Origin of the sequence: Aeromonas sp. V90_14 (assembly GCF_029967615.1) — a bacterium.
In the GTDB taxonomy this organism is placed as follows: Bacteria; Pseudomonadota; Gammaproteobacteria; order Enterobacterales; family Aeromonadaceae; genus Aeromonas; species Aeromonas hydrophila.
Genome location: NZ_JASCAS010000001.1, coordinates 209747 through 224651, shown reverse-complemented (window position 1 = coordinate 224651; position 14905 = coordinate 209747). Strand labels below are relative to the sequence as shown.

The 14905-nt window shown below is 41.5% G+C and carries 11 protein-coding genes and 1 pseudogene; all 12 read left to right on the top strand.

Going from position 1 to position 14905, the window contains the following annotated elements:
- Window positions 1–87: 87 nt before the first annotated feature.
- A pseudogene (locus tag QLG02_RS00985) lies at window positions 88–953 on the top strand (GDP-mannose 4,6-dehydratase); the annotation flags it as partial.
- A 149-nt stretch (window positions 954–1102) separates the two neighbouring features.
- Window positions 1103–1663 (top strand): acyltransferase, encoded by a 561-nt coding sequence (locus tag QLG02_RS00980; RefSeq protein ID WP_282464267.1) that lies wholly within the window; start codon window positions 1103–1105, stop codon window positions 1661–1663.
- 16 nt (window positions 1664–1679) lie between these two features.
- The gene (gene rffA / locus QLG02_RS00975) at window positions 1680–2810 is read left to right on the top strand and encodes a dTDP-4-amino-4,6-dideoxygalactose transaminase (protein WP_282464266.1); all 1131 of its coding nucleotides are present in this window, start codon (window positions 1680–1682) and stop codon (window positions 2808–2810) included.
- Entirely contained in the window at window positions 2807–3874 is a 1068-nt protein-coding gene (locus QLG02_RS00970; protein ID WP_282464265.1) for a TDP-N-acetylfucosamine:lipid II N-acetylfucosaminyltransferase, read from the top strand. The genes rffA and QLG02_RS00970 overlap by 4 nt, the downstream gene beginning before the upstream one ends.
- Window positions 3875–3916: 42 nt before the next feature.
- The gene (locus tag QLG02_RS00965) at window positions 3917–5347 is read left to right on the top strand and encodes an oligosaccharide flippase family protein (protein WP_282464264.1); all 1431 of its coding nucleotides are present in this window, start codon (window positions 3917–3919) and stop codon (window positions 5345–5347) included.
- Window positions 5348–5376: 29 nt separating this feature from the next.
- Window positions 5377–6237 carry a glycosyltransferase gene (locus QLG02_RS00960; RefSeq protein WP_282464263.1) on the top strand — a complete coding sequence of 287 codons (861 nt, stop codon included), beginning with the start codon at window positions 5377–5379 and terminating at the stop codon, window positions 6235–6237.
- A 137-nt stretch (window positions 6238–6374) separates the two neighbouring features.
- Entirely contained in the window at window positions 6375–7478 is a 1104-nt protein-coding gene (locus tag QLG02_RS00955; protein ID WP_282464262.1) for a hypothetical protein, read from the top strand.
- Window positions 7468–8622 carry an O-antigen ligase family protein gene (locus QLG02_RS00950; protein ID WP_282464261.1) on the top strand — a complete coding sequence of 385 codons (1155 nt, stop codon included), beginning with the start codon at window positions 7468–7470 and terminating at the stop codon, window positions 8620–8622. Before QLG02_RS00955 ends, QLG02_RS00950 begins: the two co-directional genes overlap by 11 nt.
- A gap of 97 nt (window positions 8623–8719) precedes the next feature.
- Window positions 8720–9562, top strand: a complete 843-nt coding sequence (locus tag QLG02_RS00945) for a glycosyltransferase (protein ID WP_282464260.1) — start codon at window positions 8720–8722, stop codon at window positions 9560–9562.
- A 333-nt stretch (window positions 9563–9895) separates the two neighbouring features.
- Entirely contained in the window at window positions 9896–11062 is a 1167-nt protein-coding gene (locus tag QLG02_RS00940; RefSeq protein WP_282464405.1) for a nucleotide sugar dehydrogenase, read from the top strand.
- 127 nt (window positions 11063–11189) lie between these two features.
- Window positions 11190–13814: an SLBB domain-containing protein gene (locus QLG02_RS00935; protein ID WP_282464259.1), complete on the top strand. Its 2625-nt coding sequence runs from the start codon at window positions 11190–11192 to the stop codon at window positions 13812–13814.
- Window positions 13815–13889: 75 nt separating this feature from the next.
- Window positions 13890–14852 carry a Wzz/FepE/Etk N-terminal domain-containing protein gene (locus QLG02_RS00930; RefSeq protein WP_282464258.1) on the top strand — a complete coding sequence of 321 codons (963 nt, stop codon included), beginning with the start codon at window positions 13890–13892 and terminating at the stop codon, window positions 14850–14852.
- The last annotated feature ends 53 nt before the right edge of the window (window positions 14853–14905 follow it).

Sequence of the window (14905 nt, the reverse complement as noted above, 5' to 3'; positions counted from 1 at the left end):
AACCTACATTGATATTATCTATTTTTGTTGCGCTTGGTTCTTTTTACTAGCATTTTTTCTAGAAACTGTTTAACTCGGCACAATAAAGTGAATATTCTTATAACAGGTGGTGTAGGCTTTATCGGCTCAAGTGTAGTGCGCCATATATCATCCGTAATACCCAAGATGCCATCATCAATCTCGATAAACTCACCTATGCGGGCAATCTGGAATCCTTGGCCAGTGTCGCCAGTAGTGAATGTTATGCCTTTGAACAGGTGGATATCTGCAACCGTGTTGAGCTGGATCGAGTGCTGGATCGAGTGTTTGCCCAGCACGAGCCGGATGCCGTGATGCATCTGGCCGCCGAGAGCTATGTTGACCGCTCCATCACCGGCCCAGCCGACTTCATCGAGACCAATATTGTCGGCACCTACATACTGCTGGAAGCGGCTCGCGCCTACTGGAACGGTCTGGACGAGGTACGCAAGGCGGCTTTCCGTTTCCACCATATCTCCACCGACGAGGTGTATGGCGACCTACCCCATCCGGATGAAGTGGCCCCCGGTGCGGCACTGCCGCTCTTCACCGAAACCACCCCCTATGCCCCCAGCCGCCCCTATTCTGCCTCCAAGACTTCAAGTGACGATCTGGTGCGCACGCACCGTGCCGACCGTCGTCACAATTGCTCCAACAACTACGGCCCGTACCATTTCCCCGAGAAGCTGAGCCTGCTGGTGAGCCTCAACGCCTTGGATGGCAAACCGCTGCTGGTGTACGGCAAGGGTGACCAGATCCGTGACTGGCTTTATGTGGAAGATCACGCCCGCGCGCTTTATACCGTGGTCACCACAGGTATCATCGGCGAGACCTACAACATCGGCGGCCACAACGAGAAACAGAATCTGGAAGTCGTTCATACCATCTGCGAGCTACTGGATGAAATGGTGCCCAAGGCCGGCTCCTACCGCGATCTTTGTTGAAACCATCGAAGAGCGCAAAGGTTATAATATCGCCTGTCTAGAGAATGTAGCATAGCGAAATAAATTATTAATAGATAAGTGACATAGTGAGAAAATAGCTATAGCCAGTATTTTCTTCGTTTTTTAATGGAGGTTTTTAAATGGCATTTCTAACAGAAGAGCAAATTAATTCTATTGGTTTTAAGTATATTGGCAATAATGTAAAGATTAGTGATAAAACGGCTATCTACAATGCTGATTTAATATCTATTGGTGATAATTCAAGAGTCGATGACTTCTGCTTATTATCTGGGAATATAAAAATAGGTAAGAATGTACATATAGCAGCATATTGTAATTTAGCTGGTGGTGAACTGGGAATTGAAATGGAGGACTTTTCTGGCTTGGCCTATGGTTGCCATGTATTCACTCAAAGTGATGATTATTCAGGGCGAACAATGACTAATCCGACGGTCCCTAAAAAATACAAAAAAGAAATTTATAAAAGAGTCTATATTGGAAAACATGTAATTGTTGGAACTAAAAGTATTGTTCTTCCTGGTGTGACAGTGGCTGAAGGCTGTTCCATTGGTGCAATGACAATGCTGACAAAGAGCACTCAACCTTGGGGAATTTATTTCGGGATTCCAGCAAAAAGAATAAAAGAAAGAAAAAAAGATCTTTTGGATTATGAAGATGAATATCTGAAAGAATGTAATTAATTATTGGAGAGTTTTAATGATTCCATTTAATAAACCATATCTTCATGGTAGAGAATTAGTGTATATTGCTCAAGCTGTTGCCACTGGTAAAATTTCTGGCGACGGAACCTTCACTAAAAGATGTCATGATTTTTTTGAACAGCGTTATGGTTTTAAAAAAGTGCTGATGACTACATCCTGCACGGATGCATTAGAAATGGCAGCGATCCTGCTTGATATTAAGCCTGGCGATGAAGTAATTGCTCCTTCTTATACCTTTGTCTCAACGGTAAACGCCTTTGCACTACGCGGTGCGAATCTTATTTTCGCTGACAGTTATCCAGAACATCCGAATATTGATCCACAGGAAATTGAAAAACTGATTACGCCGAAAACTAAAGCTATTGTAGTGGTACATTATGCTGGTGTGGCATGTGACATGGACGCAATTATGGCGCTTTCCAAGCTGCATAATATTCCAATTGTAGAAGATGCAGCTCAAGCAATTGATGGCTATTACAAAGGACGACCTTTGGGTAGTATCGGTACTTTTGGAACTTTCTCATTCCATGAGACCAAGAATATAATTTCAGGTGAAGGTGGTTTACTTGTTATCAATGATGAAAAGTATATTCATCGTGCGGAAATTATTCGCGAAAAAGGTACTAATCGCTCATCATTTTTCCGCGGTGAAGTAGCAAAATATGGATGGGTCGATATCGGTTCATCTTTCTTACCTTCAGACATCATTGCTGCTTATCTTTATGCTCAGCTTGAAAATATTGATGCAATACAGGCAAGACGAAAAGCGATTTGGCAACGCTACTATGATAAGTTGAGTATAGCATTAGTTGGTACAGGAATTACATTACCAACTGTTGCTGATTATTCAACTAACAATGCGCATATGTTCTATTTAGTATGTGCAAGACTCGAACAGCGTACCGCATTAATTCAGTACTTGAAAGACAATGAAGTGCATGCTGTGTTCCATTATTTATCGCTACATGCAAGTGAATTTTATCAAGCCAATTACATAGGCAACGCTTTACCAAACTCTGATTATTTTACTGATACTTTGGTGCGTCTACCGCTGTTTTATGAGTTAACTGATGAACAGGTGGATTTCGTGTGCGATAAAATTTTAGATTTTGTTAAAAAGCAATGAAAAATAAAATATTACATATTGCTTCTCTTGATAAATTTATTCCTGGCTTTATTGACCTGCTTCATCAGCATTTTTGCAGTGAATTACATACGGTGTTGACATTTGGTGATAATAAAAAATACCACTACAATCAAACTCAAAATACTATGCATTTCACTACTTTCAAGAGTGTGAGAGTTTTATTTCAACTCCTGTTGGCATTGCATAAGCATGATAGAATAATATTACATGGGTTATTTATGAACCATCTGGTGATATTGTTATGTTTTATGCCATGGTTACATAAAAAATGCTATTGGGTTATGTGGGGATGGGATCTCTACTATCATCAGCTTGCGGTGAAAAATGCTCATTACCGATTTATGGAAATATTTAGGAAGCTTCTTATTAGTCGACTAGGAGGTTTGGTCACTTATATTGATGGCGATTATGAAAATGCACAGCGGTGGTATGGTGCCAAAGGTAAATATTGTGAATGTATTATGTATAGAAGCAATGTGTATAGTGGAGGAGAGTTATTTTCATCGGGTGAAAAAGAAAAGGTTATAAGTGGTAGTCAAAAGGTGAACTTGCTTGTTGGAAACTCAGCTGATCCAGCAAATAACCATCTACATGTTTTTGAAAGGCTGGCTGAGTTTGATTTATCCAATTTAGTAGAGAGAATATACTGCCCATTATCATACGGCGATCCTGAGTATGCGAGTCAGATTAAACTCAAGGGGGAAATGATGTTTGGGGATAAATTTTATCCATTGATAGATTTTATGCCATTAGAGCAATATAACAAAATATTAGATGAGATTGATATAGCCATATTTGCTCATCATCGCCAGCAGGGTATGGGCAATACCATTAATTTACTTGGCCGTGGAAAAACGGTGTTTATGCGTGATGGAACTAGTTCTTATAATTTGTTGAAGAAACTTGGTATCACAGTATTCTCTCTCGAAGATTTAAGTATAATAATTCAGCCTGCGGCAATTTCATTAGAAAACAATAGAAATGTGGGTGATTATTTTAGCGAAAAGAATTTAATCAAGCAACTTGAAATTATCTTTACTTGAAATGCTATCTGACAGGTATATCTCTATGTGTGATATTACAGTATGCCACTAAAACAAATACTACATTTTGCCTTGGGCCCGGTCGGTGGAGCATTGCTGGGGATAATGTCATTACCCATTATTGCCTGGTTATTTAGCCAAGAGGATGTAGGTAAAATGGCATTACTACAGGTTGTGCTGAGCTTTGCCACCTTGTTCTTTACCCTTGGACTTGATCAAGGTTACGTTCGTGAATTCCATGATTCGCTGAATAAGCCACAGTTATTAAAATCCGCCTTATTGCCAGGATTTACTGTATTACTCATCAGTTTGATGACTTGTTTACTGTTTGGGTCTTTTTTAAGTGAGTTGGTATTTTCAATACAATCGACCTTCGTTAGTTGGATACTGGCCATTGCCGTATTATCTAGTTTTTTATCACGGTTTTTATCGCTTGTACTGCGCATGAATGAACGTGGCTTGGCTTTTTCAATGAGCCAAGTGTTGCCTAAAATATTTGTTTTGTGCATCATTTTTTCGTATTTTCAGCTAAACATAGAGAAAACATTTGAGAACCTTCTATTAGCGAATACTTTGTCAATAGTTTTTGCGTGCTTGATATTTTTCTGGAATACTCGCACTGAATGGCATTTAAGTTTCTCTTGTAAAATAGATATTCAGCAGTTGAAAAAAATGCTTCGTTTTGGTTTTCCATTAATATTTAGTGGCATAGCGTTTTGGGGATTGACCTCAGTAGATCGAGTGATGCTAAGTCGCTGGAGTAATTATAGCGAACTGGCAATTTACTCTGTCTCTGTTAGTTTTGCTGCCGCCGCGACAATATTTCAATCTGTGTTCTCAACGGTATGGGCACCGACAGTATATAAGTGGGCGAGCAACAATGAAGGCCATGATAAAGTTATAATGGTTAATCGTTATGTTCTCATGCTCGTGGTTATATTATTTTGCTTGGCTGGTTTATTCTCCTGGATTGTTCCACTTATTCTGCCTAGCGAATATACATCCGTACAGTGGATTTTAGTCGCATGTATTGCTTATCCACTTCTCTATACTCTTTCAGAGACTACGGTTGTGGGGATTGGTATTTCACGCAAGTCCTCATATGCTATGTTGGCCGCTGTATTAGCATTGTTAGTAAACTTGTTGTGTAACTATTTTTTGATTCCACTCTTTGGAGCAGCAGGTGCAGCCAGCAGTACCGCATTATCTTTTTGGTTTTTTTTAGTATGCCGTACTGAGTTCTCCATCCATGTTTGGAGACCTATGCCAAGAATTGCATTATATGGCTTCACTTTTCTGATTGTAGTTGGTGCAGTAATTGTTGCCCTTCTACAGGAAAGAATAATTTTATATAGTTACTTATATTGGTTAATGTTGCTTTTGGGATCTTGTTATTTTTTTAAATCTGAGGTTTTTTTTATAAAAAATAAATTTTTTTTCTTTATACAAGATTTTTTTAAGGGGAAACATTAAGTTTTATTCAATTTTTAACGAGGTTTATCTTGCAACCATTAATTTCAGTATACATTCCAACATGTAATAGACGTTATTTATTAGAGAGGGCGGTTCAGTCCGTATTGACACAAACATACTCTAATATAGAAATTATAATATCTGATGACCGTTCTGATGATGACACACAATATTTTTGTAAGGGCTTGATAGAAAAGTACAATAATATTATTTATTTAAGGAATGAAATTCGCTCTGGCGCTTGTGTGGCAAGAAACAAAGCTATAGATGTAGCAAAAGGGAAGTTCATCACGGGGTTGGATGATGATGATTATTTTTTACCGGAGAGATTGGAGTTTTTACTAAATGAATTAGAATCCAATAATTATCAAGTCGTATTCTCAGATTGTAAAGTAATTGATGAAAAGGGTAGAGTTAAAGTTGTTGAAAAAAAGTCTGTCGTTAAGAAAAGAGACTTATTAAAAGCCAATTATATTGGCAATCAAGTATTTACTTATACGAGATTATTGAGGTTAATTGGTGGGTTCAATATTAATATGCCCGCTTGGCAGGACCTTGAGTGTTGGTTTAGATTGTTGAGTGAATCGGATGCTCATTGTATTCATCATGCATCTTATGTTGTAGACATGAGCCACCCACATGAAAGGATTACAAATAGTAAAGTAGACAAAATACAGGCTGCATATAATATTTTTTGTTTTGAGAATAACTTAAAATTTCGAGAAAAAGCACAGCTTTCAACACAGCTCGGACCTTATTTTAAAAGAAGTGCATATAACATTAAAATGTTGTTTCTGAATTTGATTTTTTGTAATTTTATTTCTGTTGGATTCAGCTTTAGAACCTTGATAAAAATAGTTTTTCTCAAAATAATGAACTGTAAATTATGAGGTTTTATTAAGGTTGTTGATATTCTTTTTTGGTCAAAAAATATCATTTTACTATTCTCTATATGCTATAAAAGGGATGTTTAAAATCTGATGTCAGACAATTTTATTTATATTATGGCTTTTTTAGGCTTTATATCATGACTAAGAGAGCTCTGTTTATATCTGGTATTGCATGGAATGCTACTTATCAACGCCATCAGTTGAATGCAAACATTCTGGCTGAACTTGGCTATCAAGTCGATTTCCTTCAATCTTGTAAAACTAGCAGGCTTGGGTTTAGTAAGATATTTTATTTTTTGTTTTTAAAATTAATTAAAGGGTTTGGTTTTAATAAAAAGTGTATAATGCATAACGTTAAAAACTCAAATATTAGAGTAATAACATCTAATTTTCTCCCTCCGGGAGGTAAATTAAATTTATTATGTAATCGGCTTGTCTTTATGCTTTTATTGGGCCGTAAATTACATAGAAAATATGATGTTGTCTTCTACTATGTACCTATTGATATTTTAAGGTTTTTGGAGAGAAGTGAAGATACACTTGTTATTTATGACTGCGTGAGAGCGTTCTCACAATGGGGGGGGTATGATGAGCGTTTATATGAAAATGAAAAAGAATTAGTTGATAGCGCAGATCATATACTGTGTGATTCATACTATCTAAAAGAAATTCATCTACCTAGCATTGCTAATTCAAAGGAAATAGAGCAACTAATTCCTCCTGTTGAAGTAAAACGAAAAGAATTCACTACTGAGTATAAGCGAATAAATAAAGTTGGATATTTTGGTTCTATTTCAGAACATATAGATGTTGAGGTTTTTTTCTCTCTGATTGAACAAGGTTATGAGATCTACTATTGGGGGGGGGATGAATCACTCCTTCCTGTTGAGGTTAATAGGATGGGTTATGAAGCAGATCAAAATCTATTACTGCAGCAAATAGTAGATACTTGTGATGCTTTAATTATCCCTTATAAAGGAGCGATGAATGGGGTTTATCCTGCGAAACTGTCCATATCGCTTTCCTCTGGATTACCTGTATATTGCTCTTCATTCTATGACTCAAATAGATTGTCGGACATTCTTTATGTTTATTCATCTAGCAATGAACTATTAACAATGTTATCTGATTTCTGCCCCACTTCTCATCAAGTCAAACAAATAGCTGCGGACAAATTTTTAAATCACCTAGATATAACTAGTTATACGAGAGTATTGAAGAGGCTTTTAGGTGCATCATAAAATAAAAATTGAACTGAGTGATATAATTTCATGGTGTGTGATTTTTTTAGTTACCTTTGGTCAGCTAGAGGTAATGATAGCTAATAAGGTTTCTAATTTCACACATTTAATAATATCAGTGCTTATTTTTTTTCATATTATAGTTAATGCCGATAGGATTAAAGGGGGGGATGCTATTCATATAATTATATTACTGGTGTCTTTTCTTTTTCTTATCTTCCCATCTGGAAAAGATCTTATCGCTGATGTATCAAGGTTATCTTGGTTTTTTTTGATTGGATTTATAGGGTTTCATTTTAAATGGTTTAGGGCGAAATATAGTAGCTATATCTCTCTTGTTTTAAAATTTTACGTTTTTTTAGGTTTTGTGATTATATTAGATGCGTGTTTATTTTTTTTGGAAGGGAGAACGTATTTATTTCCCGTTGAATATTATCTGATGCCTAGGTTTTCTGGGCCGTTTAATGATCCTAATTTTCTTGGTTTCATATATGGTGTGTTACTGATAAGTGCTATTTACTCTCCTCAAGAATCTCGCTGGAAAAAAATTGCACAGTACATTAGTGTTATTTGCATCCTCCTTTCTGGAAGCGTATCAGCAATATTTTTTGCAATCTTATCATTGGCATTGTCGAATTTTTTCAGGCTTCAATATTCCATAGTAAAACCGATTGTATGTATACTTGTGAGTTTTGTCATCTATCCTGTTCTTTATCTATACTCTGATGCATTTTTAGATAGTTTTAATATGTTAACCAATACTTTTTTTGGATTGTCCAATGAGTTGTCTGAAATTAAGTTTAGATCACTAATTTATAGATTTGAAAGCGTTTCACAAGCTATATCTCTGTTCGCTGCTAACCCACTTGGATATGGACATAAAACGCTGTTAGAATTCCTACCTAGAGATACACATAATTCTTATGTTGGTATGTCATTTGAGTTCGGTATTTTTCCTATTATTGCAATACTTTCATCTTTGGCATTTAGGTCATATTCTAAAGTTTCAAGTGCTATCGTAACTTATGCATGTTTAATGGCTATGATGCTAAATGTGCACTATTCACCAATATATATATTTGTATTGTTGGTAGCTTGGATTAATAGAGATTATCGAAACACGAATGCATCCAGTCACTCTTGAAAAAATTAATGGTGTGCATTACTTCACAATGATTTTTTGGGAAGTCATGTCCGAGTTTATTCTTTGATAATAACCATTTCCCTGAGGCATATTGTACATGGTTGAAGATAATATTGTTAAGGACATCGCTTTGGCTGATTTTACAGTATTGCTATCCGTTTATAATAAAGAATTACCATTATATTTGTCTCAAGCGCTCGATAGTATTTGGTACAAACAAAGCTTAAAACCAAGGCAAATTGTCCTAGTAAAAGATGGTCCGTTAACTCCTGAATTAAATGCCGAAATTGAGGGCTGGTGTGATAGATTAGGGACGGTTATGACGTGTGTAACCTTGCCAAGTAATGTTGGCTTGGCTTCTGCATTAAATATCGGTTTAGAATATTGCAATTTCGATTTGGTAGCTAGAATGGATACAGATGATGTATCTTTGCCGGATCGTTTTAATTTGCAAATAGCATTTATGAATGCCAATGTGGATGTGGCTGTATCTAGTGGCTTTATTGAAGAGTGGAATACAGATTTTAGTTCTCAGATGTCAATTCGTAGGTTACCACTGACCCACAATGATATAGTTAATTTTGCTAAACTGCGTTCCCCCATTAGCCATCCAGCCGCAATTTTTAGAAAGTCAGTAATCTTAGGCGTTGGGGGCTACTATAATATATACCCTGAAGATCATCTTTTGTGGGTGAGAGTAATTCAGTCCGGATATAAATTGGCCAATATCCCCAATGTTTTATTGAGAATGCGAACAGGTGAGGCTTTTATCACTCGTCGTGGTTTCACATTTTTAAAAGGAGAGTTGATTAGTTATAGACTGATGTATAAATCAAGTTTTATCAACTTTGGTGAGCTGATAAAAGCATCATTTTTACGAGCAGTTGTTCGCTTATCTCCCGATTTCATTAAGCTCTTCATGTATAAGAAAATGCGGTAAAGCTATATCCTTCAACTTTATTGTCTCTATGTTGATGTTGCATGATTTTTAAGTTTAAATATGTAGATTAATATGGGGTTTTTAGTTCGAAGATAGATGTGATGAGAATTATTTATTTTCTAATATGACATTTAAATTTCAGTTTATATATTAATGGTATCGCTCATGCTGGTATAATAAACACCTTGTTCAGCAGTCCTGACGGGGAGGGTATGCCTCTGTCCGCCAACGATGCCCCTTTTTCTACCACTCGAGTTATGGTAAGTCATTTTTATAGCTCAAATTGCCAGCCCAAAGTCAGAACCTTAATTTAATCAATCAGGTAAACCCATGGTGAAAATTGCTGTAGCGGGGACCGGCTATGTCGGTCTGTCAAATGCCGTGCTGCTTTCCCAGCACAACGAAGTGGTCGCTCTCGACCTATTGGCAGAGAAAATTTCTCTCATCAATCAGCGCCGCTCCCCCATCGTTGATAACGAGATTGAAAGCTATCTGGCTAACCACGATTTGAATCTGCGAGCGACTCTGGATAAAGCCGATGCGTATCAGGGCGCCGACTTTGTTATTATCGCTACTCCCACCGATTACGATCCCGAGACCAATTACTTCAATACCGGCACGGTCGAGTCTGTGGTCAAGGATGTGATGGCCATCAACCCCGCTGCGGTGATGGTGATCAAATCGACTATTCCGGTCGGCTTTACCGCTCGGTTGCGTGAAGAGCTGGGGTGTGCAAACCTTATTTTCTCGCCGGAGTTCTTGCGTGAAGGGCGAGCGCTTTACGACAACCTGCATCCGTCCCGCATTGTGGTCGGCGAGCGCAGTGAACGGGCCCAGGTATTTGCCAACCTGCTGTTGGAAGGGGCAATCAAGCAGGATGTGCCTGTACTGTTTACTGACAGCACCGAAGCTGAGGCTATCAAGCTGTTTGCCAACACCTATTTGGCCATGCGAGTCGCCTTTTTCAATGAGCTCGACACCTATGCACAGCACCACGGCCTCGATAGCCGTCAAGTGATTGAAGGGGTGGGGCTCGATCCGCGTATCGGCAGCCATTACAACAATCCCTCATTCGGTTATGGTGGTTATTGTCTGCCGAAAGATACCAAGCAGCTATTGGCTAACTACAATAATGTACCGAATAACCTGATCCGGGCCATTGTCGATTCCAATACCACCCGCAAGGATTTTATTGCCGACTCGGTGATCTGTAAACATCCCAAGCGGGTTGGGGTATATCGGTTGGTAATGAAGGCGGGCTCCGATAATTTCCGTGCTTCTGCTATTCAGGGAGTGATGAAGCGGATCAAGGCCAAGGGGATTGAAGTGGTTATTTATGAGCCAACCCTGCAACAGCCGGAATTCTTTCGCTCAAAAGTCCTTACCGATATTGCCGAGTTCAAAGAGAGCTGCGATGTAATTCTGGCCAACCGCATGGTGCCTGAGCTGACCGATATCGCTGACAAGGTCTATACCCGCGATCTGTTTGGTAGTGATTAACATTAGACTCTGACATTTTTCGGATGCTAGTTTAACTCGTTAACCTAAGACATGCGCTTTTTGGTATGATACTACCTGCTTATGCCGTGGGTGGTATCAATATTTTGTATGTGGTGGATTTATCAAGATGAAAAAACAGGGATTGCTTCTCTCACTGGCTTTGATGGGGTTGCCGCTTATAGCGGCGCCACAAATTACGCCCGAGATGATGGCCAAATTTAAACAGTTATCTCCTGCTCAGCAGCAAGCGATGGCTGCTCAGTATGGTATCGACCCATCTCAGTTGGGAGGGAGTAACAGCCAAAGCAGTGTCACACCGGTAAACACTGCGCCTGTGGCGGCCCCACGTGAAGTGGATTACAGCCAGGCATCTCAGCGACCATTGGTCGCCGGTGCGACACAAGAGGGGGCATTGCAGCCTTTTGGCTATAGCGTTTTTGCTGGTGAGCCGCTGACCGATGCGCCCGTGGTAGATATGCCGGTTGCCGATGATTATGTGATGGGGCCGGGTGACGAGATCCGGGTTCAGCTTTATGGCAAGGAGAATGCGAGTTACAGCCTTGCGATTGGCCGCGAGGGTTTTATCGATTTTCCATCCCTTGGCCCTATTGCTGCCAGTGGCCAGACCTTCCAGCAACTACGCACTGAACTGGAAAACCGGATCAAAGAGCAAAAGATTGGTGTAGAGGCGTTTATCAGTTTTGGCGCTTTACGTACCATGCAGGTCTTTGTGATGGGCGATGCCTATCGCCCTGGTGCTTACAATGTCAATGGTATGGCGACAGTGACCCAGGCTTTGCAAGCCGCTGGGGGTATCGATACAGTGGGGTCGCTGCGTAAGATCCAGGTCAAGCGTGCTGGGCAGAAAGTGATCGATGTCGACCTCTACAAGATGCTGGTATGGGGTGACACCAGTCAGGATATTCGTTTGCGTTCCGGTGACACTGTATTTATCCCTGCCAAAGGGAGCGAGGTGAGCATCGATGGTCTGGTTAAACGTCCCGCTATTTATGAGTTAAGTGGCCCGGCTGCTCTGGTTAATGTCCTGGGGTTGGCTGGAGGCATGAAGGCTGCTGCGCTCAAAGAGGTTTCGGTGACCCGCTACGGTGAAACTGGGATGCGGGTATTCAACTTGAATCTGGTAAGTCAGCATGATCGCCAGTTTGTTGTGCGCGATGGTGACAAGATCACGGTCAAGCCGAGTAGTACCGAATATAGCCAAGCGATTGTGGTGAAAGGTGCCGTGGTTCGTGAAGGGGTATTCAGTTTTCAGCCAGGGATGCGGATCAGTCGCGTTTTACAAAGTGCTGATCGTGATCTGACCTCGGTCACTGACTTGAACTATGCCTTGGTTGTCCGTGAAGTGGATGCCCAGCGTAATATCGAGGTGTTGCAATTCAATCTGGGGCGAGCCCTGCAAATGCCGGGGAGCGAAGATGACATTCGCTTGCAGCCGCGTGATCAGGTGCTTGTCTTTAGCAATGATACGACTGACCGCTTGACACAACAGGCTAATGCTCGCACGCCGTCTACTAGTATCAACAAGCAGGCTCAACAACGAATTGCCCAACAAGCTAATACGGTCGATAGCAGCACCGGTGCCGATGTCAGCCGTGCTCAGCTTGCCAGGGAAGAGAAAATGACACTGGCTGAGGTGTCTGGTACAACCACAACTGAGGCGGTCGTTGGGGCTTCTCGTCAGGCTCTTCTTGCTCCCATTCTTGAACGTTTGAAAGCACAAGCGGCACAAGGCAAGCCGGTACAGATTGCTGAAGTGCGCGGTGAGGTGAAATACCCGGGGATCTATCCTTTGACGCCTTATAGTCGTACTCATGATTTGCTCATGGCGGCAGGTGGTTTCAACGAACAAGCGAATGTGATTGAGCTATCACGGGTTAGTGAAAGGGGCAACGATATTGCGATTGAAAATCAGCGCCTTGATTTGGCAACTGCGAATCGTGTCACCGGCTCACCTTTGGTTCAATCCAAAGACAGCTTGAATGTGTTGCCTCACCCCCAATGGCGTGAAGAAGCCACTGTACAGGTGTTTGGCGAGGTGAAGTATCCTGGGACCTATACGGTTCGCCGTGGCGAAAGCCTGCAGGACTTGATCCAACGAGTCGGCGGTATAACCCCTTATGCGAACCCGAATGGCGCAGTATTTGCTCGTGAGGCGCTACGCAAGCAGGAAGCGGAACGAATTGCATTGTTGCGTGATGAACTCAAGCAAGAAATCGCAACGATGACGTTGCGCCGTCAATCCAGCATTGCTAACTACACCAGCTCGCCTGCAGAAGCGATGACCGTCGTTAACCAGCTTGAAAATAGCAAGGCGGTCGGGCGTATGACTATCGACATGCCGGCGATATTGTCTGGTGATAAGCAGGCTGATGTGATGCTGCAAGATGGTGACAAGCTCTATGTACCCGCATTGCAAAATGTAGTCTCTATTCAGGGGATGGTGCAATTCCCATCTTCCCACGTCTACGATGGTAACCTGAGTGTCAATGATTACCTGAGCCGGGCTGGCGGCACCAAGAAGCAGGCTGATACTGATCGTATCTATGTGATAAAGGCGAATGGTAGTGTGATGTTGCCTGGCGATAGCTGGTTTGGTAGCCGTAAGCACCTGGAGCCTGGTGATACGATCGTGGTTCCTGTTGATTCCGATTATCTGGATAACCTGAGCATCATGACTTCTGCTACCCAGATCCTCTATCAACTAGGTGTCGCGTGGAGTGCCATCAAGTAATTCCACTACTCATTTGATAGTCCATTCAGTCAGGTGGTGAAGGCCACCTGGCTCTTTTGAGATTTGGTTAGTTATATGACACAGATAGAAGAACACCCTCCCTTGCCTATTGCGATGAGCGGTGGTGGGGAAGATGAGATCGATTTACGTGAATTGTTTGCGGCGCTTTGGCGTGGTAAGTGGTGGATTGTCGCCAGTACCCTAATCGGTGCAGTAATTGCTGTGCTGGTTGCCATTTCACTGCCAGATGTTTATCGCTCCGAGGCTTTGCTTGCGCCTTCAGCTGAACAGCAAGGTGGCGGGCTTGCTGCTATGGCGGCTCAATTTGGTGGGCTTGCCAGCTTGGCAGGGGTTAATCTCAATAGTGGGGGGCCGGACAAGACTGCTATTGCAGTCGAGATCGGAAGATCTCGCCAGTTCCTCAGCAATTTTATTCGCCAACATCACCTGGAAGTGCCGTTGATGGCCGTTGTCAAAGCGGATAAGACTACAGGCGAATTGGTGATTGATGCAGAGATCTATGATGTGGCCAGCAAAAAGTGGGTGCGCGAAGTGCCCCCTGGCAAGTCGGTTGAACCAACGGACTGGGAGCTGGTCAAGACGTTTCGCGATGTTGCCAGTATCAGTCAGGATGCCAAATCAGGGTTAGTTACGGTGGCAGTGGAGTTCTACTCCCCTGAGTCTGCCAAGCAATGGGTTGACTGGTTGGTGGCCGATCTCAATGAAGCCATGAAACTGCGTGATCAAACTGATGCGACACGTAACATTACCTATCTCAAAGCACAGCTTGAGAAAACCCCGGTCGCAGATATGCAAAAGGTGTTCTACCAACTGATCGAGGATCAGACCAAGACCTTGATGTTGACTGAAGTGAACCAAGAGTATGTGTTCAAAACTCTTGACCCGGCTGTTGTGGCAGAAGAAAAGGTCAAACCCAAGCGTGCTTTGATCGCGGTTTTAGGTACCCTGCTTGGTGGCATGCTTGGCGCTATGATTGTATTGGTACGCCATGCAATCGCACGTCCGGCTCGGAGTTGATGAGAGGGCTCATCTGAGCGACTGGCTCTGGTCAATTGGCCCGTTTCAAGATA